Genomic DNA, 26,338 nt, shown 5'->3' on the forward strand with positions numbered 1-26,338 from the left:
CACTCGCCGGTCGCCGCGACTCTACAGCTCGCCCCGTCGAGGCCAGGAACTGCACAAGGCCGAGGTCACAAGGTGCCGGTGCTACACCGAGGTCATCGCCGCCGGTGGCTCTCCACCGCCTCGCACAGCGCCCGCTCGACCCGCTCGGCGCCCGCGGCGACGGAGAAGACCCGGTCGTAGTGCACCCGGCCGGCCTGGCCGAGCAGCTCGAGCTTCTCCCGGCCCAGGTCGCAGAGTTCCCGCAGGGCGTCGGCGATCGAGTCGGGGTCACCCGGTCGGGCGGTGATACCGGCGCCGCTGTCCCGCGCGACGGCGGCGGCGTCTCCCTCCGCGGCGACCAGCAGAGCACGTCCGGCGGCGAGGGTGGCCTGCACCTTGCTCGGCATCGTGTACGCCGACATGCCACCGGGTCGCAGGCTCACGTAGTGCGCGTCGCCGGTGGCCATCAGCGCCGGCATCCGTTCCCGGGGCACCCGCCCGAGGAAACGCACGTGTGTCGCGTTCGCCTCCTCGGCCCGGCGGCGCAGCCGCTCCTCGGTGGTGCCGGAGCCGGCGATCAGGCAGACCAGCCTCGGGTCGCGGATCCGGGCGCAGGCGTCGATGAGCGAGTCGAGCCCCTGCGCCTCGCCGAGCGTGCCGGCGTACACCAGCACCACCTGGTCCTCGCGGAGCCCGAGTTCGGCGCGGAGGTTCGTGCCGCCCGAATGAGGTGTCTCGTCGGCCCACACCGGAATGTGGACGAGCTTCTCCCGGGGCACGCCCCGGCTGGCGAGCAGGTCGGCGGCGCCGGGCGAGACGTACGCGACCCGGCCGGCGCTGCGGTACATCCCACCGCACCAGCCGGCCATGCCCCGCTCGATCATCCGCGACACCCGGTCGGTGCCGATGAAGCCACTGGCCAGCGCGCTGTCGGGCCACAGGTCCAGGACGTGCAGCAGCACCGGCACCCGCTGCACGTACCGGGTGAACCACATCGGCAGGGCGACGCTGATCGGTGAGTTTCCGACCCAGAGAGCGTCCAGGCCGCGCAGGGCTGGCGTACCGGAGACCAGGGCGGAGGCGGCGAACGAGCCGTAGTTCGCCATCCGCCGCAGCGCGGAGCGGTCATGGCTGGGATAGAGGGCCACCCGACGGATCTTGGTCGTCCCGTCGACCTCGTCGAGGCGGCGGGTCACCCGGTAGCCGGGCGCCAGCTCGCCGGTCGGGTAGTTGGGGAAGCCGGTCAGGACCTGGACCTCGTGCCCTCGGCCGGCGAGGGCCCGGGCGAGCATCCCAGGGAGCGCGGCGGCGCCCGGCTCCGGGTCGAACCACTGGGTGAGCAGGCCGATCCGCATGCGCCTCACCTCGCCGCTGAGCCGGCGACGGGGCGGGCGGACTGCTCGCCGTCGGCCTGCCACAGCGTGGTCAGCGACTCGCCGAGGTCGTACCCGGGCGCCCACCCGAGCACCCGGTTGGCGCGTTCGATGTCGGCGCACATCCAGGGCACCGCGGCCGAACGGCTGGCGTCCGGCGTGAAGCTGCCGTCCCGGATGCCACCGGTGAAGCCGGACACCTCGGCCAGCAGCTGGACGACGTCACGCGTCGCCACCGCCCTTCCGCTGCCCACGTTGAAGACCCGCTCGGGCCCCGGCCGGCAGCGCGCCGCCGCGAGGACCGCCGAGGCGACGTCGCGCACGTCGACGAAGTCCCGGTACGTGTCGTGCAGGCCCACGGCGATCTCCCCCATTCCGGTGGCGACCGCCGACCTCACCATCGCGGTCACCCGAGTGAGCACGTTGCCCGGTGGCATTCCCGGCCCGACCGGGTTGAAGATCCGCAGCACCACCGTGTCGAGCCGACCGGCTCCTGCCGCCAACTCCGCCAACCGGGTGGCGGCCAGGTGGCTGAGCCCGTACTCACTGACGGGTGTGCCCGGGTACTCCTCGCTGACGGCGAGGCCGTGCGGTACGGCGCCGTACTCGGCGGCCGAGCCGATCCGGATCAGGCGGGCTCCGGGGGCGGCGGCGGCCACCGCCTCGATCAGTTTCGCGGTGGCGACGACGTGCGCCTGCACGAAGTCGTACCCGGTGCCGACGATCCGCCCGGCCGCCGTCACCACCACGTCCGGTCGCTCCCGGGCGACGAGCGCGGTCAGGTCGCGCAGCTCGATGCGGACCAGGTCACACTCCGCGCGGGTGATCGACCGGACGGTGCTGTGTGCGGCCAGCGCCGCCCGGATGTGCCGGCCGAGGAATCCGTCGGCGCCCAGGAGTAGGACCCGGTTCATCGTCGGTGAGCGGAGTCGTGGTCGGCGGTCGCCTGCGCCGGCGGGTTGCCGGTGAACTCGTGCCAGGTGGCCGCGCCCGGCGCGGAGATTCCCTTGCGGCCGAGCACCACCCAGATCGTGGCCAGGACGATCCGCAGGTCCAGCAGGAAGGAGCGACGGTCGACGTACTCGACGTCGTAGGCGAACTTCGCGTCCCACTCCAATGAGTTGCGGCCACGCACCTGGGCCAGCCCGGTGATGCCGGGTCGCACGTCGTGCCGACGGGCCTGTTCGGCGTTGTAGAGGCTGAGGTAGCGGACGAGGTGCGGGCGGGGACCGACGACGCTCATCTCGCCCCGCAGCACGTTCCAGAACTCCGGCAACTCGTCGAGGCTGCTGGCCCGCAGCCAACGGCCCACCCGGGTCAGGCGATCCGCGTCGCTCACCAGCCCCCGGTCCGGGTCGGGGTGGCGCATGGTCCGGAACTTGACCACCTCGAACAGCTTGCCGTGCAGCCCGGGGCGGGTATGCCGAAACAGCACCGGACGCCCGTGCGCCAACAGCACGACCAGAGCCACCAGGGCCAGCACGGGAGCGCCGAGCAGCAGGACGAGAGAAGCGCCGAGCACGTCGAGGAGCCGCTTCCAGCGATCGTACGGCCGCTGGGTCGTAGTGCCGTCCCGAGGTGTTTCCTGACCGTTCGCCGGGCCGGAATCACCGGCGCGCACGTGCGCCGCGTGGAGAGCAACTTTTGACATGGAGTACGCATACCACCTTTCCAGAGCACCAACTCCGTCTTTAGCGCTAACGACTAGCGGCGCGTCGACAATGGGGGGCCGAACGGCTACTTCGGCAACGCCGAGCGATGTTCGCGTATGTCGACACGGCATCCATGAACAGCGAACGCGATTCGATTTCCGTTTAACGGAAGAGGCAACAGCATCTCTTATGCAAGCGTAGGGTCGCGTTCGATGAGAATCCGATTCCCGAGGACGGCACCCCGGGAAACAGGCAGGAGAAGATGTGGTTTCCTCGCTTTCGGACCGGCGATTCCTGATCACCGGTGGCACCGGATCCTTCGGCCAGACGATGGTCACCCGACTGCTCGACGCCGGCGCCGCCGAGGTGCGCGTACTCAGCCGTGACGAGTCGAAACAGGACGCGATGCGGCACCGCCTCGGTGACGACCGGGTCCGCTACTACGTCGGTGACGTCCGGGACTACGACAGCGTCTTCAAGGCCGCGCGGGGAATGGAGTTCGTCTTTCACGCCGCGGCTCTCAAGCAGGTGCCCTCCTGCGAGTTCTTCCCCCTGGAGGCCGTCCGCACCAATGTGCTGGGCAGCGCGAACGTCGTGGACGCGTGCGAGCGTGTCGGCGTCGAGGCGCTGGTGCTGCTGAGCACCGACAAGGCCGTCTATCCGGTCAACGCGATGGGCATGTCCAAGGCCCTCATGGAGAAGGTCGCGCAGGCCCACTCCCGCAACAACCCCGGAGCCCGGACCAGAGTCTGCTGCGTGCGCTACGGCAATGTCATGTACTCGCGCGGATCGGTGATCCCGCTGTTCATCGACCAGATCCTGCGGGGCGGGCTGCCGACGGTCACCGAGCCGTCGATGACCCGGTTCCTGATGTCCCTGCCGCAGTCGGTCGACCTCGTGGAGCACGCCTTCCGGTACGGCCAGCCGGGTGACGTCTTCATCCGCAAGGCCGACGCCTGCACCATCGGCGATCTGGCCACCGCGCTGTGCAACCTGTTCCGGGTGCCGGCGAAGTTCAACGTGCTCGGCATCCGGCACGGCGAGAAGCTGTACGAGACCCTGGCCAGCCGCGAGGAGCTGGCCCACGTCGAGGATCTCGGCGAGTTCCTCCGGGTGCCGGTGGACAGCCGTGACCTCAACTACTCCCTCTACTTCGAGGAGGGCGACGTCGAGGGCGGCAACATGGCCGACTTCCACTCGCACAACGCCCGACGGCTGTCCGTACCGGAGATCGAGGCGCTGCTGCTGACGCTGCCCGAGGTACGGGCGCAGGTCGAGGCCGCGGCGGCGGCGGTCGTAACGGCATGAGCACCGGCCCCGGCGAGCGGCGACCGGAGCTGGTCCCCCGCCGACGCAGCGGCCCCGACGAGGAGGAGCCGCGCCCGACGCGACGCGTCCTCGTCGTCGGCGTCACCGGCATGCTCGGCCACGCGGTCATCCGCGAGCTCAGCGACGACCCGGACCTCGACGTGCACGGCGTCGCCCGGAGCATCGAGGACCGCGCGGGATGGTACCCGCAGCGCCTGCTCAGCCGGATCACCCCGGCCGTCGACGCGACCCGGTTCGGCCAGGTTCGGCAGCTCATCGACGACCTGCGACCGGACGTCGTGGTCAACTGCGTCGGCGTGATCAAGCAGCGGCCGGACGTGCAGGACGCGGTGCAGACGGTCACGCTCAACGCGCTCTTTCCCCATCTGCTCGCCGACGCCTGCGGGCAACTCGGCAGCCGCCTCATCCACGTCAGCACCGACTGCGTCTTCTCCGGCCGGCGGGGTGGCTACGTCGAGGACGACCTGCCCGACCCACCCGACCTCTACGGGCGGTCCAAGCTGCTGGGTGAGGCACGCGGGGTCTGCGCGCTCACCCTCCGCACCTCGATCATCGGACATGAGCTGGTGACGAACCGCTCACTTGTGGACTGGTTCCTCTCCCAGCGGGGGCAGGTGCGCGGGTTCACCCGGGCCATCTACAGCGGCGTGACGACAGTCGAGTTCGCCCGACTGCTCCGTACGGTGATCCTGCCCCGGCAGGATCTGACCGGGCTCTACCACGTGGCCGCCGAGCCGATCACGAAGTACGACCTGCTCCGCCTGATCGCCGAGGTGTACGGGTGGCCCGGTGACATCGTGCCGGACGACGAGTTCGCCTGTGACCGATCGATGAACGCGGACGCCCTCGCCCACGCCACCGGCTATCGACCGCCGAGTTGGCCGGACATGATCCGGGCGATGCACACCGCCAGGGCCCGTTGGGCTGTCGAACCGGCCCAGCCGGGCCTACAGGACGCGCCTCGCTGAGGGCGGACCACCCGACGACCGCCAGCAACGCCTGCGGCCGGAATTCAAAGGACATCACGTGGGAAACCGGATGGGCCAACTGGGCCTGCTCGTCGGCGCGACGTGTCTCGTGGTGGCCACCACCATCGCTGCCATCAACGTCCCGTTGATCGCGGGCGGGGTGGTGGCGCTGGTGCTGCTGCTCGCCTTCAGCCGGCGGGTGGACGGCTGGCAGTGGATGCTGGCCCTGACCATGGGGCTCCTGGTCTGCGCCTCGTCCAATGTGCCGGCCCTCGTCGAGGCCAGCTTCTACCCCCGGTACGCGGCGGTCGCCGGCCTGGTTGTCTGGGGGCTCTGCCTACCGGGCCGGACGCCGTCGCGCACCGACGTCTGGACCCGCGTGTTCGTCGCCGCGCTCTGGGCGATGGCCGGCCTCGCCACAGTGAGCTCCACCTGGTCGGTGGTCCCGATGGAGACTCTTCAGCGAGGCGTCGCGCTGCTGCTGCTGGCCGCCCTGGTGCACGTACTCATTCGACGTCGGTGGCCCGACCGTACGGTCATGATGGCCGACCTGCGCGTGGTCTACCTTGTCCTCAGCGCGTCCATCGTGGTCAGCCTCGGCATCGGCTTCGCCGACGGCACGCTCGTCGCGGCGACCTCCAGCGTCGCGCGATTCCAGGGCCTCTACAACAACCCGAACATGCTCGGCATCGTCTGCGCTCTGACGATCCCGCTGGGCTGGGCGGTCTACCGGCAGTCCCGGCGGCACGTCGCACTGCTGGGCATGGTGCCGGCCGCCGCCAGCCTCCTGCTGTCCCAGTCGCGCACCGCGCTGATCGCCGTGCTCGTCGGCGCGCTCTGGCTCGTGCTGCGCTACGGGCTCGGCCGGCTGGTCCGCCTGGCCGCGGGGGCGACCGCGCTTCTGCTGGTGGCGCACCTGCTCAACCTGCTGCCCACCATCTTCGCCGCACCCTGGATGCGCCAGTTCATCCTGCGCTTCACCGACCCCACCGGCGGTGATCTGTCCAACGGCCGGACCCAGATGTGGCAGGCGACCATCGACCTGTGGTGGCAGAACCGCCCCACGCTGGGCTTCGGGTACGCGTCGCGCAACCACCTGTTCGAGCTTGCCAGCGCCGACGAGTTCTTCGGGACCACCGGCGTCAGCGTGGTGCACAACAGCTACCTGCAGTTGCTGCTGGAGTTGGGCCTCGCCGCCGTGGTGCCGCTGGTGCTGCTGCTGGTGGCCGCCGGGCGGGTCGTGCTGCGGGCCCGGGTGCGCAGAGCCGACGCGGGTCTCGTCTGGCTCGTCGTCACCGGCCTGCTGATCCAGGTCACCGAATCGGCCATGTTCGGCACCGGCCAGGCGTATCCGTACGTCTTCTGGACCGTGGTCGCCGCGGCGCTGCTGCATTTGCCGACCAAGCGGGACACCGTCGGCCGGGATGCCGCCGTCCGCGCCGACCTGCCCCACACCGAGGCCCGCCAGCAGCGGGCCGGGATTTTCGACGACAAGGCGCCGCGCCGACCCGCCGCCGTGCTCCGCTGACAGCCCGCGCACCGCGCGAACCCGGCTAGCGCCGGTCAGTGCACCCGGCCCGCCGTCACGAAGGCGCTCACCCGGCTCCGCCAGGCCCGGTGGTCGAACGACTCGCGGGCTCGCGACCGGGCCGCCGCGCTCATCGCCGTCCACTGCTCGTCCCGTAGCCGCAGCGCCCGCTCGATCGCCAACCGGACGTCGTCCGGGCCGTTGCCGTCGAGCACCAACCCCTCGACCCCGTCGTGCACGTACGCGGCCAGGTCACTTGTGTGGTTGAGCAGCACCGGGCATCCGGCGGCGAGACTCTCCGGCACCTTGGACGGGAACCCGTTGGCCGCGTACCCGCCGGTGGGGCGGACCAGCATCGAGAAGTGCGACTCCGAGAGCAGGGTCAGCACGGTCTCGCGGGGGACGCGACCGAGGAACCGAACGTCGGCCGAGACCGCGTCCAGCACCGCGACGTCCAGGTCCGAGTGGGCAGCGGCGTCCTCGCGGCTGACGCCGGCGATGGTGAGGCTGACCCGCCGCTGGTGCTCCGGGGCGAGTTGACTGATCCCACGCAGGATCACGTCGAGCATGTCCTTGCGCTCGGGGGTGCCCGCGTAGAGCAGGCGCAGGCCGTCGGTGATCGGGGGCGGCTGCGGCGCCTGGAACTCGTCGCAGTCCACCTGCGGCGGCACCACCAGCACGTCCAGACCGTGGCCGGTCAGGTAGTCGGCCAGCGTGGTGGAGACCGCCGTGGCCCGGTCGACGAGCCGGGTCGCCAGGAACGTCGACCAGCGGTGCCGCAGGAAGTACGGGGTGAGCCAGCCGCGGCGGAACTGCCGTCGGTCGTGACGCTCGCTGGCGTCCACCACCACCGGGCAGCGCAGCACGAGGCGCAGGGTCGCCCAGTTGCCGAGGGTCAGCAGCGCCATCGGCAGCAGTACGACGCTCACGTCGCCGCGATCCACGCCGGCCTGCCGCACGGCCCGCAGCACCCGTACCGGTCGGGCCAGCCGGGCCGTCATGCGGGTGAGGTGGTGCCGACCCCGGATCCGCATGGTGACCAGGTCGATGCCGGCCACACCGGGCCGCCCGGCCGGGAAGGCCACCTCGCAGGGCCAGTCGTTGACGACTAGCGTGTGCGCGCCGTCGGGCGCCGCGCAACGAGCGAGTTGCAACAGGCGGTTGGAGGTGGCGTCCCCGTGCGGAAAGGCGTACGCGCCCACGAGCAGCGGACGTGGCCGGTCAGCCGGCCCGGTCGACCCCGCGTCCAGCCGCGGTTGCCGGCCGAGCACCGTTGTCTGATCGTTCATCTCTCTCCCCGTTTCGCGAAGGCTGGCCGGCTGATTGCCCCTGGCGGGCCGACGCCCACCGTCGGTAGATGGTCAGGTGGGTGGTGGCCGCCGTGTCGATGGCGAAGACGCTTCGCGTGAACCGCTGCGCCGCCGCCGTGGCCGAGGTCTGTTCGGTGTACGACGCCGCCGCGCACACCGCGCTCGCCCATGCCTGCGGGGCGGCATCGGTGTCGACGACTGTCACGCCGGGCAGGTGCTCCTCGATGAAGCGCACCCCCGGGAGGTCGGCGGCGACCGTGCCGACGCCCAACGCGACGGGCTCCAGCACGCCCCCGGGCAGCCCTTCCAGGCAGGAGGGGTGGACCACCACGTCGGCCTGGCTCAGCAGCCCGCCCACGTCGTCGCGCGGGCCCAGCAGGTGCACTCGATCGGCGAGACCGGCGGCGGCAGCCGCCGCCCGGACGCGCTCGTCGTCGGCGTCGTCGCCCGGCCCGATGAGGACGGCGTGCGCCTGCACTCCCCGGGCTCGCAGCTCGGCGAGGATCGGCGGCAGGAGCCAACGCCGTTTCTCCGGCGACGCCCGACCGACGCTCACACAGACCAGCTCGGCCGGGCGTGCGCCGATCAACCCCCGTAGGTCGTCCTGGCTGGGGCGGCGCAGCCGGTCCAGGTCGAGTCCGTTGAGGACCACCCGGCAGCGCGGGTCGTCGCGCCAGCGGGGGTCGTACGCGAAGGTGAGCGAGCTGGGCGAGACCCCGAGGATGTCGGTGGCGGACATCCGCAGCAGCCGTTTGCAGACCCAGCGGTAGACCCGTCGGCGCAGGTTCCGGTGCTGGTTGTCGTCCCCCCGGAAGTGGGCGACCCGTCCGGGCACGCCACACAGGGCGGCGAGCGAGAGCAGCACCCCGGAGAAGTTGGCGCAGTCGACGTGCACCACGTCCGGGCGCAGCCGGCGCAGCAGGCCCAGGAAGCGGGCGGCGAAGCGCAGGTCGAGCGGTATCGGGTGCACGGTGCCACCATGCTGGCGGACCACCCCGGCCAGTGGGCCGGGACCGACCGTGGCGCTGAGCGTCACCAGGTGCACCTGGACCCCGTCGGCCGAGAGCCGGGGCAGCAACTCGGCCGTGCGCATCTCGGTGCCGCCGAAGTTCAGCTCACCGACGACCCGCAGCACCCGGCACTCCCCGGTCACGTCGACGCTCCCCTGGTGACCGCCCGCCGGTATCCCACCAGCACGGCCGGCCACATGGTGAGCACGTACGCGACGCAGGCCGCCACCGGCAGGCCGGCGAGCCCGAACTGCCGCAGCGCCCAGATCTTGAGCGTGGTCGCCAGCAGCAGGAACGTGGCCCAGCCGACGAACTGCGGCCGGAGCAGCCCGATGCTGTTCTGCACCAGGATCAGCGGGGAGGTGACCGCGATCAGCAGCGACCAGCTCGCCAGCCCGATCAGGACCGTGACCGGGATCTCCGCGGGGTCGATGCCGCCGACCCAGAGGTCGATCAGCCGGTGGCCGTAGACGACAAGCACGACCCCGACCGCCCCCACGATCAACCCGTAGAGCAGCACCATGCGCCGGGTGTTGCGACGCACCCAGGCCACCTCGCCCCGCGCCAGAGCGGCGCCGTTGACCGGCCAGACCGTCATACCGACCAGCCCGACGAAGATCGAGAGGACGCCGAACAGCTTCCCCACGACCGCGTAGTGCGCCGCTGTGCTGGGCCCGAGCACGTTCGCGACAAGCGGGCTGTCCACGTTCAGCGCGATCGCCGACATCGTGGTGAGCGCGAAGAACCGCAGGCCCAGCCGGAGCAGGCCGACGGCGGTGGCACGGTGCACGAGTCTCGGGCCCGGGCGCCGCCCGCGATCCTGGAACCAGAAGTAGGTCACGCAGTTGAGCAGGTTGGTCACCGGCACGGCCAGCACCGCGCAGGCGATGACCGCCAGGGGTTTCCATCCGGCGGCGATGGCGCCGAGCACGGCCGCCAGGCCCGCCAGCGCCCCGGCCGACTGCCAGACGTTGCTCTGCACCACCTGGCCACGGGCGTACTGGATCCGTTGGATCAGCGAGAGCGGAATGTTGACCACGAAGGCGCCGAAGCAGAGCAGGACCAGGGCGGACGCCTCCGCGGCGACACCCGGGTCACTGACGTTGAACAGCCCGGCCCAGGGCACCACGGGGGCGACCAGCACGAGACCCGCCAGCAGCGCCACCGCGACCACCCCGAGGGTGGCGAACGCGCTGGAGACCTCCCGGGCCTGTTGCCGGGGATCGTCGGCCAGGTGACTGAGCCGGGTGAGCAGCCCGTTGCCCAGCCCCAGATCGGCGAACCACGCCATCCCGGTGAGCGCGGTGACCGCCATCCACAGGCCGTACCGTTGGTCGCCGAGATACCGGAAGCAGGCCGGGGTGATGACCAGGGGGGCGGCCAGGCCGACCCCCTTCGCCACCATCGCGGCGGCGATGCCCACCGTGACCGTGCGGTCCCGATCCTTCGACGCCGCAGGGGTCAGCGTGCTCGGTGCGACAGTGGTGCCGGCGGTGGTGTCGGCAGGTGGCGCGGGGGCCGAGGTCACCGAGGTGCGGCGACTACGGCACGTTCGGCATCCAACCGCCCGGCCATCCACTCGACGGTCGCGCGCAGGCCTTCGGCGCGGGCGACCGGCGCGACGTCCGGGAACAGGTGCCGCAGCGTGGCGTTGTCGGCCAGGGAGTGCGCGACGTCGCCGATGCGCGACGGCGCGTACTCACGGGCGATCGGCCGGCCGGACAACCACTCCAGCTCGTCGAGGACCCGCAACAGGCTGGCCCGGGCCCCGAAGGCGAGGTTGACCGGGTGCGGATGGTGTACCCGGCGGCGGAGCGCGTCGACGATGACGTCGCAGACCGTGCCGACGTAGGTGAAGTCGCGCGACTGCGTCCCGTCGCCGTGCACCACGACGGGTTCGTCGCGCAGGGCGGCGTGCACGAAACGGGGGATGACGGCCGCGTACGCGTGGTCGTGGCGCTGCCCCGGGCCGAACACGTTGAAGAAGCGGAAGGCCAACGTGGGCAGCCCGAACGACGCCTGGTGGGCCAGGGCGTACGCCTCGGTGGCGAGCTTGCTGGCCGCGTACGGACTCATCGGGCGGGTCCAGGTCAGCTCGGTCTTGGGCAGCGCCGGGTTCATGCCGTACACCGACGAGGAGGAGGCGACGAGGACGTGCGCGACGCCGTGTCGCCGCGCCGCCTCCAGCACCATGAGAGTGCCGGTCGCGTTCGCGTGGTGGGAGGCCAGCGGGTCGCTCAGCGAGCGGGGGACGCTGGGCAACGCGGCCAGGTGGACCACCGCCTCGCGGCCCACCATCGCCGCGTCCAGGGCGGCCGGGTCCAGGATTGAGCCCTCGATCAGCTCGACGTCCAGACCGTCGAGGTTGGCCCGCAGCCCGACGGAGAGGTCGTCGAGGACGGTGACCTCCCCGATGGTGGGCTCGACCATCGCGGCGCGGGCCAGGTTGGACCCGATGAAACCGGCTCCGCCGGTGATCAGAATGCGCATGAAACCCCCCGTATACGCCAGAACACCTGTTCATCGAGTGAGCACCGGCCGCGTGACGGCGTCGGTCGCAAATTCACCCTGTCCGGGTGCTGACGGAGAGCTGCCGCCCACGCCCCGGCGGCGCACAGTGAGGTTCGTCGTGTGTGCGTTCGTGGTGGAGGTGCCGAGCATGCCCGAGCTGATCGTCTACCGATTCAACGCCCTGATGTCCGTCAGGTCGCGCTTCGACAGCACCCGTGACCTGGTCATGCCCGCCAACCTCGCGTACGCCGAGGCCATGGTCGGGATGTGGCACTCCGGTCTCCCCCAGGTCACTCTCGTGCCCTCGACCGCGACCGACGCCCAGGTGTGGCCGGTGATGTCCGCCGTCGGGACGAAGATCCACGACACCTCCGACGACAACTGCCCGATCAACACCGGCTGGTCGTACGTGGGCGGCAACCACGGCTACAACGTCGGCAACCAGATCGTCGTCACCAACCACGGCAAGACGACCGCCGACGTGGGCTCGCAGTGGACCGACGGGACGCGCATCTTCACCCTGCTGGCCATCACCAGCGTCGACAGCCTGCTCTTCGGCAACCCGTACACGGTCGTGGACGGCATTGCGCAGGGTGCCCGGGTCAAGCCGGCCGCGCCACTCACCCACGTCTCGGGGGCGACCCACCCGAGCACCGTGCCGATCACCGGTCTGACGCCCGACGTGCAGATCCGCCCGGCCACCCACTCCCACACGGTGACTGTCGAGCTGGACGGCCGCCCCCTGCCCGATGGCCGGTCCACGGGCCAGGAGCTGACGATCCGGGAGTCCTACCTGATCCCGTCCTACCGGCCGATGATCGATACCGCTCGGGCGAACATCGGCACGCCCATCGCCACGATCATGACCCGGATCCCGTCGCTGTGCCGCGTCTCGAACGTCTACCGCTGGTCGCAGGGAGGCCTGCTGGTTGAGCAGACGGTGACCGCGCTGGAGCGCTTCACCCTGAACGCCGGGGTGACCCAGTGCACGCCGCTGACCCCGGTTGCTGGCGGCACCCGCCGACAATTCATGCCGAACGTCGGCACGGCCGGTGGCCTGAACTGGTCGGTGTGGGCCAACATCGACACGCTGGCCGCCCTCACCGACTTCACCCCGGCGACCCTGAAGAACCGGCTGATGCCGGCGAGCAGCATGACCCAGTGGGTGCTCAACAGCGGCCAGGTCCAGCAGTGGGGCATCGCCGTCGGGCTGCTGCCGGTCGCCGACGGCGTGCCCGAGATCCGGGCCCGACACACCACGGCCAAGGGCTGGTTCATCACCTCCAGCCTGAAGAAGAACTACCCGCAGCTGGTGTGGGGTCGCACCCTGGAGGCCGGCGAATCCGTGACCGGCACCGCCTACCGGCGCTACCTGGCGCCGCCCTCGGCGGCCACCGAGATCGTCGTGTCGGACTCCACCCAGGACTTCGTGATGATCGAACGGGTCGAAGCGGTCGCCCAGGCCCAGATGGCGGCTCCGCAACTGTTCCACCGGCTGCTGGTTCCGGCCGGCCCGACGAACCTCACCGTGCCGGACCGGGTGGCCGTTGGCGGGATCCCGTACAGCATGGCGGTCCCCACCGGGTACGGGATGTGGCGCGCGGAGCCCGGCCCGGCGCGGGTGGGGCCGCTGCCCGGGGCGACCTGCCCGCGCGGCAGTTACTTCCTGCCCCTGGCCGGCCCGACCCAGAACGTCACCTACACCGGCACCTACCAGTCGCTGTTGCTGCACCCGGTGTACCTGGCGGAGCCCACCCCGGTCGACCGGGTCTGCGTCGAGGTCACCGCGGCGGGCACCGGCGTGCTGCGGCACGGCGTGTACGCCCACGATCCCGCGACCGGTCGTCCCGCCGCCCTCGGCCCGATCGCCGAATTCGGCAGCGTCGCCGTCACGTCCGTCGGGGTCAAGGAGTCGGTGTTGGCCGCCCCCGTGTTGCTGCCCGCCGGCTGGCACTGGTACGGGCACGTGTGGCAGACCAGCGGTACCACCCCGCCCATGTTGCGGGCCAGCAGCGCCGGTGCCGCCACCACCCTCAACCTCGGCACCAGCTCAGCGGCGATGACCGGGGACCGGTTCGGCTACGAGGTGACCGGGACGACCGGCGCGTTGGGAGCGATCACCATCTCCGGCGTCCACCAACTTCCGCCGCCGCGAGTCGCGTACCGCAGGGCCTGACCTGACGCGCGGGGTCAGACGGTGGTGACCCCGTAGATCCTCTTCATCGCCTCGTGCTTGGCCGGCACGGGGAGGTGCCCGATGCCCAGCGACTTGGCCTGCAACCGTTCGAGGTACTCGTCGGTGGTCCGCAGCGGTCGCGCCGGCACACCGGCGGCCACCGTGTTGTCCGGGATGTCGCGCGTGACGATCGAGCCGGCCCCGATGACGCACCGGTTTCCGATGCTGACGCCGGCCAGGATCATCGACCGCATTCCGATGTAGACGTCGTCGCCGATCGTGATCGGGGCGGTCCAGTCCAGGTCGGGGTGGTCCTTGCGCAGAATCAGGGTGCCGCCGTCGTGGGTGACGAACTGCACCTCGGAGGTGATGTAGACGTTGTTCCCGATGGTGATCAGCCACGGCTCCGAGCCGAACATCGCCCGACTGATCCCGTAGAACCTGACCCGTCCGGTGAGATTCACCCCGAGGGACCGCGCGAACGCCTCGGGGTCGCGGGTGGCGGCCAGGTGGTCCAGGACTCGTCGGACCATCGTACGAACGCGTCTGGGCACGTGCTGTCCTCGCTGATCAGGTCTCACGCGGTGGCGGATGACGGACCCGCCCACACGGGCCCCGCCTGTGCAACGACGCAGTTCCAGCGCGGGTGACGCGGCCAGCCGGGTCAGGCGCAGAACCGCCGGGCGTGGTCGAGCACGTTCAGTTCCTGACGCTGCTGTCGCCAGAGCCGGTACCGCCGGCCCGCGGTCTCCTTCGCCTTGGCGCGCTCTCCGGCCGACCGGTCGGCCAGCCGGTCGAGGGCCTGGCTCAGCGCAGCAGCCGTGGCGGGCCGGACCACCGCTCCTCCGCCGTCGGCGATCAACTCGCTGAACGGCGTGGCGTCGGAGCAGACCACCGGGCAACCGGACGCGAGACTCTCCAGGATGACGTGCCCGTAGTTCTCGCCAAGCGTCGGGAAGAGGAAGGCGTCGTATCGGCTGAAGGTCGCCAGCACCTCGTCGGCCCCGAGTTCACCGAGGTAGCGGACCCGGACATGGTCGGGCATCGCGTCGATGAGCCGGCGGCAGCGCGCCCAGTACTGCTCGTCCTCCCGCGGACCGTAGATGTCGAACTCCAGCGGGTGCGTGGCGCCGGCGACCGCCTCCAACGCCCTGGTGAGGTTCTTCATCGGGGAGATCCGGCCGACGAACACCAACCGCAGCGGCCCGTTGTGCGCGACGGCTCGGGGCGCCGGCTGTTCCGGGATCGGGCACTCGTTGCCGTTCACCATGATCTGCGCCCATGGCATGTTCGCGCGGATCTGGTTCTCCTCCAGCCAGCTGCACGCCTGCCACCGCACGTCGAGCCGGCGCAGCAGCGGGGCCCAGACCGCCAGGAAGAGCCGCTTCTTGCGGGCCTTGATGGCGAGCGCGCCGGGCGAGAGCTCGCCGCGCGGGGCCAGCATGATCGCGCGGACCCGCACCAGCCGCAACGCCACCGCCAGGATCGGCAGCACCGAGAAGAGCGACCAGAGGCTGTTGACGTAGATCAGATCGACCGGACGGGACCGGATGTGCCGCGCCAGTCGAACCCAGTGCCGCAGCGCGAACGGACCGAGGTAGAAAACCTTGCAGCGGTCGTCGCGCCGCACCAGCCGCCCGGACAACCCCGGGTACGGTGTGGGCGAGGAGAGGTCGCGATCGCCGGTGACCAGGGTGACGTCGAGATCCTCCGGCAGGGTGTCGAGGATGAACCGCAGGGAGCGGATCGGCCCGCCGCCACGGAAGCCCGGCTCGAACACGCGAGCGGTGGCGAGCACGCGATATCCGGCCGTGGTCGCGGATCGCGTCGTCTCCGTCGGTGTCCCGGCGCTGTCGGGCAGACGCGTCCTTGCCAGCTCGTTCACCTTCGGCTCACCTTCCCAGACTGCTGTCCCGGCGTCCGCGCGGGCACACCGCGGCACCTGGAACGCGCGAGAATTGACGAGAGCGCCAGCACGCACCCGTCACCATCGACACCGATGATCGGTTCAGATGACGGGGAGCGGCCCGCGTTCTCCGTATTCGAGGGAGCCGCGGTTGACGACCGACGTAGTGATCGTAGGCGTGGGCGGGATGGGCCGTGAGGCATATGGGGTAATTCGGCTTTTGAACGCCATCGCGGAGGGTGCGCCTCCCTGGCGGGTTCTCGGGTTCGTCGACGACTACCCCACGGAGCCCAACGTCGAGTTGGTACACCGCCTCGGCGCGGCCTTCCTCGGTCCGACCCGGTGGATGGCCGCCCAGCCCACCAGCACCCACGTGCTGCTCGGCGTCGGGCATCCGAGGTTGCGCCGCGAGACCGACCAGGCCATCGCCCGGTACGGCCTACCAGCGGCCACAGTGGTGCATCCGGCGGCCGACATCGGCCCGGACTGCGTCCACCAGCAAGGGCTGTTCGCCGCCGGTGGCGCCCGGGTCACGACGAACGTGCTGTTGGGGCGGCACGTGCACCTCAACCAGAACTGCACGGTGGGGCACGACACCGTGCTCGGCGACTACGTCTCGGTCAATCCGCTCGCCGCGGTCTCCGGATACTGCCGGCTGGAGGAGGGCGTCCTGGTAGGCACCACGGCCGCGATCCTGCCGAAGCTGACGGTCGGCCGGGACGCGACAGTGGGCGCGGGCGCCTGCGTGACCCGCGATGTCGCCCCGGGCGACGTCGTCACGGGTGTGCCGGCCCGGCCGGTGGACCGGTCAGCGGCGGATGCCCGCCCAGTCGTGATGGCGGCGCACGGTCGACAGGATGAAGTCGACGACCCGGCGTGATGTGTCGGGCACCTGGTAGTCGAGCGGGCAGGCGACCGAGCTGTCGGCCACCTGCGCGACCACGACCCGGATGGCCTCGACGACCCCGTCCGGCTCCAGGCCGGTCATCACGATCGCCCCGCTGTCCAGCGCCTCGGGACGCTCGATGGACTCGCGCAGGGTCACCGCCGGGAAGCCGAGGATCGCCGCCTCCTCGCTGACCGTGCCGCTGTCGGAGAGAGTGCAGCGGGCATGCCGTTGCAGCGTCACATAGTCGAAGAAGCCGAACGGCTCGTGGAAGGCCACGCCGTCGAGGTGCAGGCCGTCGCCGGCGAGCGCCTCCAACCGCTTGCGGGTACGCGGATGCGTGGAGACCAGCAGCGGCAGCCGCCACTCGTCGCGGACGACCCGCAGGCATTCCAGCAGCCGCCGGAGCCGGTCCGGGTGGTCCACGTTCTCCTGCCGGTGCGCGCTGACGACGAAGTAGCCGCCCGGTTCGAGTTCGAGTTGGGCCAGCACGGTGGACCGCTCGATCTGCCGCCGATAGTGGTCGAGCACCTCACGCATGGGTGAGCCGGTGTGCAGGATGCGGCGCGGGTGCAGCCCTTCGGCGAGCAGGTTGCGCCGGGCGTGCTCCGAATAGACCAGGTTGAAGTCCGCGATGTGGTCGACCATGCACCGGTTGGTCTCCTCCGGCACGTTCAGGTCGAAGCAGCGGTTGCCGGCCTCCATGTGGTACACCGGCACGTTCATCCGCCGGGCCATCAACGCCGAGATCGCGCTGTTGGTGTCACCGAGCACCAGCAGCGCGTCCGGGCGCAGCTCGGTGATCGCCTTCTCCGTGCCGACCAGGACGGCCCCGAGGAGGCTGCCGAGCGATTGGGTGTCGGCCCGCAGGAAGAGATCCGGTGCTCGGACCCCCAACTCGCTGAAGAAGACATCGGAGAGCGAGGGATCCCAGTTCTGCCCCGTGTGCACCAACGTGTGGTCCACGGTCCGGTCGAGCGCGTCGATCACCCGAGCCAGCCGGATGATCTCCGGTCTGGTTCCGACGACGGTCATCACGCGGGTCACTTGGCGCCTCCTGATGGCAGATGTGCTGTTCGTGGTGGGCAGGGGCGAACGCGGCTCACGGTGTCCGCCCCTGCGGGGGCACCCGGCACGCCGGATCGCGAATCACCTGCCACGCCTGGTCGAGAACGCTGACCGGAGCCCTGCTGTCCCGCCAACGGCGGTAGGCCTCGCCCGCCTCGACCCGGGCCGTGTGCCGCTGTTGGGGGGTGGCGGTCGCCACCTGCGTGATCAGGGCGCCCAACGCCGTCGCGGTCAGCTCGGTGAGGACCAGCCCACCCCCGTCGCGCAGCACCGCCGTCCAGGGTGTCCGGTCGGAGCAGAGCACCGGGCAGCACGCCGACAGACTCTCGGCGATGGCGTTGCCGTAGTTCTCTCCCCGGGTCGGTAGCACGAACGCGTCGTACCGGGCGAAGGTCGCGCGGACCTGCTCGGGTGGCAACTCACCCTGGTAGCTGACGGCGACCGATTCGGGCAGCTCGGCCAGGTGCTCTCGGCAGCGCTGCCAGTACGCCTCGTCCTCCACCGGGCCGTAGATGTCCAGCCGCACCGGCACCGGCACGAAGGCGAGCGCGGCCAGCACGAGGTCGAGGTTCTTCATGGGGGAGATCCGCCCGATGAACACCAGCCGCGCGTGGTGGGTCGCGGGCAGCTCGGCCGGCGCTTGTTCCGGCTCGGGGCCCCGGCTGACCGCGACGACACCGATCTGGGCCCGGGGCAGCACCCGCCGGATGTCGTTGGCCTCGACCGGGGTGGTGGCGTGCCACAGCACCCGACGGTCTTGCAGCATCCACCGCCAGGCGGCCAGGAAGATCCGCTTCCGGAGTCGGTGCACCCGGAGAGCGGCGGGGCCGAACTCACCCCGGGGGGCGACCAGGACACGGCCCACCCGCAGCAGACCGAGCCGGGCCGCGGCGATGGGCAGGATGGAGAACGTCGACCAGACGCTGTTGACGTACAGCAGGTCGAAACGGCCGGCGCGCAGCGAGCGCCAGAGCGACCGCCAGTGCCCCAGCCGACGCACACCCAGATAGAAGACGTTCGTCCGGCCGACCCGGGACCAGCGACCGGAGAGCCCCGGATAGGGGTCGCTGCAGCCGAGGTCGCGGTCGCGGGTCAGCATGGACGTCTCAATGTCGTCACTGGCCAGAGCGAGCACTTCGGAAATGGACCGGACCGGCCCTCCGGCACGCCAACCGGGAGCGAAATAGCCGGCAGTGACAAGGACGTGGAATTTATTCCCGTCAACAGTCGCCGATCGTTCTCGGGTGTCCGCCGCGGGGGTGAGTTCGCCGGCCATCCTCGCTCCTCGCTCGTGCCACAGGATCGATCCATCTAACGATCGGATGCTCGATCCGTGACTGAGCCATTCTCTGAACTGCGCCGCGCAGAATAAATTCCGCCAGATACATGAAACCTCAGAAGTGCCGGCCCCGAGAGCGATATAAGGAACCCGCGGGGAATATTGGGCCAGCAGAAGAGGGACTTCATGTCACGAGTGGCACTCATATCCGGCATCACCGGTCAGGACGGCAGTTACCTGTCGGAGTTCCTGCTCGACAAGGGATACACGGTGCACGGCATCAAACGGCGGTCGTCCTCTTTCAACACCGAACGGATCGACCATGTCGACGTCCATCCGCGCAGCGGCGACGCCCGCCTCTTCCTCCACTACAGCGACCTGTCCGACCCGGCCTCGCTGACCGCGCTGATTCGGGACATCCGCCCGCACGAGATCTACAACCTGGGCGCGCAGAGTCACGTCCGAGTCTCCTTCGACATTCCCGGGTACACGGCGGACGTCACCGGGCTCGGCGCGCTGCGCATGATGGAGGCGGCCCGGTCCGCCGACATCGGCTGCCGGTTCTACCAGGCGTCGTCGTCGGAGATGTACGGCTCGACCCCACCGCCGCAACGCGAGGAGACCCCGTTCCACCCGCGCAGCCCGTACGCGTGCGCCAAGGTGTACGCCTACTGGTCCGCGGTGAACTACCGCGAATCCTGGAACATGTTCTGCGCCAACGGCATCCTGTTCAACCACGAGAGCCCACGCCGGGGCGAGAACTTCGTGACCCGCAAGATCACTCGCGCGGTGGCCAGGATCGAGGCCGGCATCCAGGACAAGCTCTACCTGGGTAACCTCGACGCCGTTCGGGACTGGGGTTACGCACCGGAGTACGTCGAGGCGATGTGGCTCGCCCTTCAGCAGGACACCCCGGACGACTACGTGGTCGCCACCGGCGAGGGCCACACCGTGCGCGAGTTCGTCGAGGCCGCGTTCGACCGGGTCGGGTTGGACTGGCAGCGGTACGTGGAGTTGGACCCCGCCTACTTCCGCCCGGCGGAGGTCGATGCCCTCATCGGCGACTACTCGAAGGCCCGACGCACCCTGGGGTGGGCGCCGAAGACGCTCTTCAGCGACCTGGTCCGGGTCATGGTCGACGCGGATCGACAACTCCTCGAGGACGAACGGATGGGGCGACTGATCCGGGTGGACCGGTGAGGGTCGCGGTCGACGCCGCACCCATCCGTCCCGGTCACGCCGCCGGGCTCGAAGCCTTCACCTACGGCCTGCTGACCGGCATGGCCGTCGACGAATCCTGCGACCTGCGGGTGAACGTCCTGCGTGGCACCCTGGCCCAGTGGCGCGATCAGGTGCCCGACGCGCGGATCGCCTGGACCGAGGTGGCCCAGCCGCTGCGCTCCGACAACCCCACCGGCCAACTGTTCCGACGGTGGACGCCCAGGGCGATGCGCAACTCACGCGCGGTCCGCACGGCCGTGAACGCGGTCCGGCAACGGTCGGTCGTACGGCACGTCGACACCGACGTCACTCTGTTCCCGGTGCACGGCGCCCCGATCGGGTCGGGCACCTCGGTCGTCGTCCTGCACGACACGCGTCATCTGCGGGCCGACTTCCACGCCCCCGGGTACGCGGCGGTGATCCGGGCGAACGTGGCCCGCGCGGCGGCGGTAGTGGTGACCTGGCCCCATCCGTACCGGGAGACCCTGCGCCTCTTCCCGGAGGCCGCGGAGCGGACCGTGCTCATCCCGACCCCGGCGTTCCAACCCGCGCCGGATCGCGCGCACACCCGGCCCGAACCAGGGCTGCTGGTCTACCCGTCCTCCACGGCGGAGCACAAGAACCACGCGACCCTGCTGGAGGCGATGGCGCTGCTGCCGGAGTGCCGGCTGATCTGCCCGGGGCCGCTGGTCGAGCCGGAGGCGAGTCGGCTGCTCGCCCGCGCGGCCCAACCCGACCTGCGCGGCCGGGTCTCGTTCCCCGGTTTCGTCAGCCTGGACGAGCTGAACGCCATCTATGCCCGAGCGGACGCGGTGGTCGTACCCTCGCTCTGGGAGGCGGCCAGCGGCGCGATGCTGGAGGCGTTCACCTGGGGGCTCCCCGTCGCCTGTGCGGACGTCGAGCCGCTGCGTGACCAGTTGGTGTTCAACCGCGCCGAGGCGGTGGTCTTCCGCGCACGGGATCCGCGGTCCCTCGCCGACGCGGTGCGGCACCTGCTCGGCGACCGGGAGCGCTACGCTGCCGCCTCCCGGCGGGCGAACGACCGACTGGCCGGTCGCACCTGGGCAGCCACCGGCCGCGACTACCTCGACGTCCTCAGCTGGGCGGCGCGGGGCGGATCGGGGCCGGTGCCACGGTCGCCGTTCGTCGCGGAGGCCGCGAGCGGCACGGCGGTCGCCGGAGGGGATGGATCATGAGTATCGCGGACGACACCTATCCGGTGGCCCGACCGAGCCTCTCCACCTTGGAGGAGCGGTACGTCGTCGACGCGCTGAGGAGCGGCTGGATCTCCTCGCAGGGCCCGTACCTGCGGGACTTCGAGGAGCGTTTCGCTCGCCGCTGCGCCGCCGACACCGCCCTGACGACAAGCAACGGCACGGTGGCGCTGCACCTGGCCCTCGCAGCGGCCGGCATCGGTCCGGGCGACGAGGTGATCGTGCCCGCGCTGACCTACGTGGCGACCGCCAACGCCGTCGCGTACTGCGGGGCTCGTGCCGTCTGTGTGGACGTCCTGCCGGAGAGCTGGTGCGTCGACCCCGCAGCGGTACGCGCCGCGATCGGACCACGCACCCGGGCGGTCATCGCCGTCGACCTGTACGGGCACCCGGCCGACTACACCGCGCTACGCGAACTCTGCGGCCGGCACGGCCTGCTCCTGGTCGCCGACGCGGCAGAATCGTTCGGCGCCACCCTCGACGGGCAACCCACCGGCTCGCTCGCCGACGTCACGACCTTCTCGTTCTTCGGCAACAAGGTGCTCACCTCCGGCGAAGGTGGCGCGGTGACCACCTCCGACGCGGCCCTGGCCGACCGGATGCGCCTGCTGCGTAACCAGGGCATGGATCCGCAGCGGCGCTACTACTTTCCGGTACTGGGCTACAACTACCGGATGACGAACCTGTGCGCCGCGGTGCTCTGCGCCCAACTGGACCGGGCGGACGAGATCATCGCCCTCCGGGACCGGGTGATCGCCGGGTACGAGGAGCAGTTGGCCGACGAGCCGGCGCTGTCGGCGCAGCCGGTGGTCCCCGGAGCCCGCCGCGCGCCCTGGATGGCGGCCTTTCTCGTCGGGGCCGAGGGGGACGCGACGTCCCGGGACGCGCTGGCCGGAGCGCTCGCCCGGCTCGGCGTGGAGACTCGTCCCTTCTTCGTGCCGATCCCGGACCTACCCGCGCATCGTGATCCGGACGCGGACTGTCCGGTGACCGAGGACCTGAGTCGGCGCGGGATCAACCTGCCCACGTACGCCGATCTGGCCGAACCGGCGGTCAAGGCCGTGGTGGAGCGCATCCGCGCCGCGCTGGCGACCATCGCCTGACCCGCCGCCCGGACCCGCGCCGGCCACGTCGGCGCGGGTCCGGAGTCAGACCGGCTGGACCGCCGGGGGGCGCTCCGGCACGCGGGCCCGCAGCAGCAGGAGATAGCTGCCGCCCCAGGCGACCGCGCTGACCAGGGCCAGCACGACCAGCGCGCCGGCTGCTCCGGGCGCACCGAACAGGACAGCCCCGGCGACGACCGCCGGAACGCGGAGCCCACCGAGCAGGATGCCGAGCACGATCGCCCGCCGGCTCGCCTGCTCGACCCGCAGCCCGGCGAAACCGATCGTGGCCGGCACCGCGAGCAGGCTCTCCAGCGCGAGCAGCACCAGCAGACTCCGGGCGACGGTCCAGTTGGCGCCGAGCAACTCCTTGCCGACCGCGTCCGGCAGCAGGGCGACCGCGATCGTCAACGGCAGGACGGCGCCGGCCACGAGCAGTGCGAGCCGGACCGCCGTACGGGTCCGCACCGCACGGGATTCGGCGCGGGTGCGGGCCAACTGCGGCAGGATCAGCGTGGCGGCGGTCGACAGCACCAGGTTGACCGGCCCCAGCAGAGTGCGTCCGGCGCTCAACGCCCCGACCACCGCCGTGCCGGCGACCAGCGCCACAGCGGTCAGCGCGAGCTGCGCCGAGCCGGTGGTCAGCAGGAACTGCGCGCCGAAGCCCGCCGCGACACGGGTCTCGGCCCGTCCGACCCGCCAGCCGGGCACCAGCGCGTACCGGCGCCGGGCCGCGACGACCAGACCGAGCAGAGCGCCGCCGACGGCCCACAGGGCGAAGACGTACGGCACGTCGATCACCCGGAGCAGACCGGCCAACGCGGCACACCCGGTGAGCGCCGCCCAGGCGATCTCCTGGGCCATCGCCGCCGAGGGAGCGCCGATGCCGACGGCGACCGCCTTGGTGTAGTCGTAGAGCACCAACCCGGGCAGGGCGAGGCCCGCGAACAGCAGGTAGGGCGAGCCGTACGCCGCGCCGGCCGCGCTGATCAGCGTGCCAGCGACGACGCCCAGCAGGATCGCCCGCCGGGCGGCCGACGCGACGACCCCGACCCCGGTGGCCAGCACGGTGTCGGTCACCGTGCTGCGCACCAACCCGGAGCCGACGATGTAGAACGAGAAGGCCAGGGCGAACTGGCCCAGCCCGCCGACCGACTCCAGTCGGGTCACGGTGATCGCCAGCAGCAGGTTGCCGCCGCTGGAGAGCCCGCCGACGACAAGCGCGAGCAGAGCACGGCGGCCGGGCCGTGGAGCGTCCGGGGCTGCGGTCCGGCCGACCACGTGCCGACCTACCCGTACGGTCACCGGGTTGCGCCTCGCGCGGCGGGCAACCGAGCGGTGGCCGGGTGTCTGCGGGCCCCGTGCAGGGATCGGCGGCTGAGCCCCAGGAGAACGAAGACCGGCGTCGCCGCCACCACGTGCTGCAGAAAACCGACCGTGGAGTCCGGGTAGGTGTTGGACCAGAGCAGCGGGTCGAAGAGCACCAGGCAGAAGAGGCTCAGCCGGATCGGGCCGGGCGTGCCACGCCAGCGCAGCAGCACCGCCGCCACGGCAGCCCAGAAGGCGTGCACGGCGACCACGCCGATCGCGCCGTCGAAGAACCAGATGTTGCCCAGCAGCAGGAAGGTATAGGCCGACGTCGGGCCCCCGCCGATGTACTGGTTGATCCGCTGCCCGGTGGAGATCGCCGGCCGGTCCGGATCCAGCACCCGGGGCACCAGCCCGTAGCGCAGGTAGTCGGTGACCCCGGGCTGGCCCAGGTCGACCGGGACGTCGAAGCCCGCCACCAGACTGAGCTGACTGTCCAGCCGGAGTCGGTCGGTGGCGGTGACCTTGGTGTCCACCGCGACGCCGCGATCCTCCCGGAGGGCGTTGCGGTGCTCGAACACGGCCGGCCAGGCGACGAAGAGCAGCACCGCACACAACGCCAGGTAGCGCAGTCGGAAGACGCCGCAGAGCGCTCCGGTGGAGGCCACGAAGAACAACAGCGCGACCAGCGGCGCGGATCTGGCCGTCAACACGGCGATGTAGGCCTCCGCGCCGACGAGGACGGCCAGCCAGCCGAACAGCTTCGCCCGCGACAGCCGACCGCTGAGGTGGCTGGCCACCAGCAACGCGAAACCCAGGGCCGTCCAGCCCGAGAAGAGCGTGCTCACCATGGCGAGCGACCCGCCGGACAGGTCGCCGGAGACCTGGTTGACGATGGTTCCCCGACCGAGGTGGGCCCCGAGCACGTTCGCGAAGACGCTGATCAACGTGACCACGACGGCGATCGGGTAGAGCCACGGATACCGTGCGTGCGCGCGCCGGAAGCCCTCGCGCCAGCGGGAGTCGGGACGCCCGAACAGCCGGCCGACCGTCTCCACGGTGACGCTGCCCAGCAACGCGAGCCCGACCAGCGAGACGATGAAGCCGGTCTCCGGATTCCGATAGAAGACCGCCGTCGGCAGGATGAGCAGCGCGTACGGGGCGAGCACGACGACGGTCACCGGGTAGCGGCGCAGCGCCCGACCGAGGAACTCCCGGTGGGCACGTGACGCCCTGTCCCCGGTTGGCCGATCCATCCACGCCTCGGTGCCACCGGTCGCCTCGCCGGGGTCGAGGGCAGCCCCGGGCCAGGTCATCTCGGGCGCCCCCTTTGGGATGTGGTTGGTCGCTCCTGGCCCAACGAACCAACCGACCGGGCGAAACGCCCTTGCGTATGCGGTCGTTGCCCGTAGGGCCGTGCCGGCCGCCCAAACTGTGATGAGCTGGGCACATGGATCGGATCCGGCTCGGGCTGGTGCTCCATCCCACCCGGGACGTGTCCCCGGTGGTGGGCACGATCGTGGCCTGGGCCGCCCAGCACCACGCCGTCCTGGCGGTCCGCGAACAGGACCGGCACCGGGTGCCCGAGCCGGTCCGCGCGGTGCCGGAGGCGGAGCTGGCCCACGGGTCGGACCTGCTGATCAGCATCGGCGGGGACGGCACGATGCTGGGCGCGCTGCGGATGGCCGTACACGACCCGAAGCCGGTGCTCGGCGTACACCTGGGCAAGCTGGGGTTCCTCGTGGAGGTGGAACCGCCGGACCTACCGGCGGCGCTGGCCAGACTGCTGACCGGGGAGTACACGGTCGAGGCACACAGCTGCCTGGCCTGCACCGTGTGCGGCGACGACGTCGTCGCGTTCAACGACGTCGCGCTGGTCCGCCATCCGGGACAGGGATTCGTCAGCGCCAACCTGTCGGTGGACGGGCAGCAGTACGGCTACTACCGCTGCGACGCGGTGGTCGTGTGCACCCCGATCGGGTCGACCGCCTACAGCTACGCCGCCGGTGGACCGCTGATCTCCCCGGCGACGCGGGCCGTGGTGGTGACGCCGAGCGCCCCGATGGCCGGCATCTCGCGGTCGGTGGTGCTCTCTCCGGAGGAGACGGTACGGCTGGATCTGCGCCCCGGGTCCGGGCCGGTCTCGGTGGAGGTGGACGGGCGGGTGATCCGCAACCGGTCGACGACGGGCGCGGTGGAGGTGCACTACCGCCACGACGCCGGCCTGGTGGTCCGCCTCGACCCGCGCCGCCACCAGGAACGCAACCAGCTCAAGCTGAGACTGCTGGACCTGCCCCTGTTACCGGAACAACTGCGTGAGTTGCTCCCCGAGAGCCTGCGTCGCCAGCTCGGCCGCCGCGAAGAGCCTCGCCGGTAACGGCATTTACACCGGCTTCGTCGACACTTAATCAGACATCCGGTCATAGAAATGTGAAAACCGGATTCGGGGGCGCATATTCCGCTAAGCAGTTAGGGGACGTGCGTGGCCCCCTGACCTGCCCTGGGTCAACGCCGGCC

The 26,338-nt window shown here is 71.0% G+C and carries 22 protein-coding genes; 9 read left to right on the top strand and 13 right to left on the bottom strand.

Annotated features, from left to right (window positions below; translation table 11 throughout):
- Positions 1–92: 92 nt before the first annotated feature.
- Genes IF46_RS0116405 through IF46_RS0116415 form a run of 3 tightly spaced genes read right to left on the bottom strand, consistent with a single transcriptional unit; the run spans position 93 to position 3,003 of the window.
- Positions 93–1,334 carry a glycosyltransferase family 4 protein gene (locus tag IF46_RS0116405; protein ID WP_030489221.1) on the bottom strand — a complete coding sequence of 414 codons (1,242 nt, stop codon included), beginning with the start codon at positions 1,332–1,334 and terminating at the stop codon, positions 93–95.
- A gap of 5 nt (positions 1,335–1,339) precedes the next feature.
- Positions 1,340–2,266, bottom strand: a complete 927-nt coding sequence (locus IF46_RS0116410) for an NAD-dependent epimerase/dehydratase family protein (protein ID WP_030489222.1) — start codon at positions 2,264–2,266, stop codon at positions 1,340–1,342.
- Entirely contained in the window at positions 2,263–3,003 is a 741-nt protein-coding gene (locus IF46_RS0116415) for a sugar transferase (RefSeq protein WP_084597926.1), read from the bottom strand. Before IF46_RS0116415 ends, IF46_RS0116410 begins: the two co-directional genes overlap by 4 nt.
- 265 nt (positions 3,004–3,268) lie before the next feature.
- Here IF46_RS0116415 and IF46_RS0116420 point away from each other — a divergent pair, with 265 nt between their 5' ends.
- From IF46_RS0116420 to IF46_RS0116430, 3 genes are read left to right on the top strand one after another with little or no spacing between them, the layout of a single operon-like run.
- On the top strand, positions 3,269–4,312 hold the full coding sequence (locus IF46_RS0116420) for a polysaccharide biosynthesis protein (protein WP_030489224.1): 1,044 nt from the start codon (positions 3,269–3,271) through the stop codon (positions 4,310–4,312).
- Positions 4,309–5,301, top strand: a complete 993-nt coding sequence (locus IF46_RS0116425; RefSeq protein WP_084597927.1) for a dTDP-4-dehydrorhamnose reductase family protein — start codon at positions 4,309–4,311, stop codon at positions 5,299–5,301. The genes IF46_RS0116420 and IF46_RS0116425 overlap by 4 nt, the downstream gene beginning before the upstream one ends.
- Before the next feature lie 58 nt (positions 5,302–5,359).
- On the top strand, positions 5,360–6,829 hold the full coding sequence (locus IF46_RS0116430) for an O-antigen ligase family protein (protein WP_157563073.1): 1,470 nt from the start codon (positions 5,360–5,362) through the stop codon (positions 6,827–6,829).
- 35 nt (positions 6,830–6,864) lie between these two features.
- On the opposite strand, the gene IF46_RS0116435 is transcribed toward IF46_RS0116430, so the two are convergent.
- From IF46_RS0116435 to IF46_RS0116450, 4 genes are read right to left on the bottom strand one after another with little or no spacing between them, the layout of a single operon-like run.
- Positions 6,865–8,118, bottom strand: a complete 1,254-nt coding sequence (locus IF46_RS0116435) for a glycosyltransferase (RefSeq protein ID WP_157563076.1) — start codon at positions 8,116–8,118, stop codon at positions 6,865–6,867.
- Complete coding sequence (locus IF46_RS0116440) at positions 8,051–9,292, bottom strand: glycosyltransferase (protein WP_051723950.1); 1,242 nt, start codon at positions 9,290–9,292, stop codon at positions 8,051–8,053. Before IF46_RS0116440 ends, IF46_RS0116435 begins: the two co-directional genes overlap by 68 nt.
- Complete coding sequence (locus IF46_RS0116445) at positions 9,289–10,677, bottom strand: lipopolysaccharide biosynthesis protein (protein ID WP_051723951.1); 1,389 nt, start codon at positions 10,675–10,677, stop codon at positions 9,289–9,291. The genes IF46_RS0116440 and IF46_RS0116445 overlap by 4 nt, the downstream gene beginning before the upstream one ends.
- Entirely contained in the window at positions 10,674–11,639 is a 966-nt protein-coding gene (locus IF46_RS0116450) for an NAD-dependent epimerase/dehydratase family protein (RefSeq protein ID WP_030489230.1), read from the bottom strand. Before IF46_RS0116450 ends, IF46_RS0116445 begins: the two co-directional genes overlap by 4 nt.
- A gap of 169 nt (positions 11,640–11,808) precedes the next feature.
- Here IF46_RS0116450 and IF46_RS0116455 point away from each other — a divergent pair, with 169 nt between their 5' ends.
- The gene (locus IF46_RS0116455; protein ID WP_157563079.1) at positions 11,809–13,836 is read left to right on the top strand and encodes a hypothetical protein; all 2,028 of its coding nucleotides are present in this window, start codon (positions 11,809–11,811) and stop codon (positions 13,834–13,836) included.
- Between the two features lie 14 nt (positions 13,837–13,850).
- On the opposite strand, the gene IF46_RS0116460 is transcribed toward IF46_RS0116455, so the two are convergent.
- Together IF46_RS0116460 and IF46_RS0116465 are read right to left on the bottom strand one after the other, a co-directional pair.
- Positions 13,851–14,390 (bottom strand): acyltransferase, encoded by a 540-nt coding sequence (locus IF46_RS0116460; RefSeq protein ID WP_232234064.1) that lies wholly within the window; start codon positions 14,388–14,390, stop codon positions 13,851–13,853.
- 110 nt (positions 14,391–14,500) lie between these two features.
- Positions 14,501–15,721 (bottom strand): glycosyltransferase family 4 protein, encoded by a 1,221-nt coding sequence (locus tag IF46_RS0116465; protein WP_157563082.1) that lies wholly within the window; start codon positions 15,719–15,721, stop codon positions 14,501–14,503.
- 127 nt (positions 15,722–15,848) lie between these two features.
- On the opposite strand from IF46_RS0116465, the gene IF46_RS0116470 reads away from it, so the two are divergent.
- Entirely contained in the window at positions 15,849–16,622 is a 774-nt protein-coding gene (locus IF46_RS0116470; protein ID WP_269639302.1) for an acetyltransferase, read from the top strand.
- Here IF46_RS0116470 and wecB read toward each other — a convergent pair.
- Positions 16,551–17,675: a non-hydrolyzing UDP-N-acetylglucosamine 2-epimerase gene (gene wecB / locus IF46_RS0116475; protein WP_030489235.1), complete on the bottom strand. Its 1,125-nt coding sequence runs from the start codon at positions 17,673–17,675 to the stop codon at positions 16,551–16,553. The genes IF46_RS0116470 and wecB overlap by 72 nt on opposite strands.
- A gap of 55 nt (positions 17,676–17,730) precedes the next feature.
- Positions 17,731–18,795 (bottom strand): glycosyltransferase, encoded by a 1,065-nt coding sequence (locus IF46_RS0116480; protein WP_198041456.1) that lies wholly within the window; start codon positions 18,793–18,795, stop codon positions 17,731–17,733.
- 366 nt (positions 18,796–19,161) lie between these two features.
- On the opposite strand from IF46_RS0116480, the gene gmd reads away from it, so the two are divergent.
- The 3 genes from gmd to IF46_RS0116495 are packed head-to-tail and all read left to right on the top strand — an operon-like array spanning position 19,162 to position 22,513.
- Entirely contained in the window at positions 19,162–20,175 is a 1,014-nt protein-coding gene (gene gmd / locus IF46_RS0116485; protein WP_030489237.1) for a GDP-mannose 4,6-dehydratase, read from the top strand.
- Complete coding sequence (locus tag IF46_RS0116490) at positions 20,172–21,392, top strand: glycosyltransferase family 4 protein (protein WP_030489238.1); 1,221 nt, start codon at positions 20,172–20,174, stop codon at positions 21,390–21,392. The genes gmd and IF46_RS0116490 overlap by 4 nt, the downstream gene beginning before the upstream one ends.
- On the top strand, positions 21,389–22,513 hold the full coding sequence (locus IF46_RS0116495) for a DegT/DnrJ/EryC1/StrS family aminotransferase (protein WP_030489239.1): 1,125 nt from the start codon (positions 21,389–21,391) through the stop codon (positions 22,511–22,513). The genes IF46_RS0116490 and IF46_RS0116495 overlap by 4 nt, the downstream gene beginning before the upstream one ends.
- Before the next feature lie 45 nt (positions 22,514–22,558).
- Here IF46_RS0116495 and IF46_RS32580 read toward each other — a convergent pair whose 3' ends face one another.
- A complete protein-coding gene (locus IF46_RS32580; RefSeq protein WP_036392283.1) occupies positions 22,559–23,818 on the bottom strand; it encodes a hypothetical protein in 1,260 nt (419 codons plus the stop codon).
- A complete protein-coding gene (locus IF46_RS0116505; protein WP_030489240.1) occupies positions 23,815–25,137 on the bottom strand; it encodes a hypothetical protein in 1,323 nt (440 codons plus the stop codon). Before IF46_RS0116505 ends, IF46_RS32580 begins: the two co-directional genes overlap by 4 nt.
- Before the next feature lie 134 nt (positions 25,138–25,271).
- Between IF46_RS0116505 and IF46_RS0116510 the strand changes: the two genes are divergently transcribed.
- The gene (locus IF46_RS0116510; protein ID WP_030489241.1) at positions 25,272–26,198 is read left to right on the top strand and encodes an NAD(+)/NADH kinase; all 927 of its coding nucleotides are present in this window, start codon (positions 25,272–25,274) and stop codon (positions 26,196–26,198) included.
- The last annotated feature ends 140 nt before the right edge of the window (positions 26,199–26,338 follow it).

The sequence above is a fragment of the Micromonospora chokoriensis genome, from assembly GCF_000718555.1.
Classification (GTDB): Bacteria; Actinomycetota; Actinomycetes; order Mycobacteriales; family Micromonosporaceae; genus Micromonospora; species Micromonospora chokoriensis_B.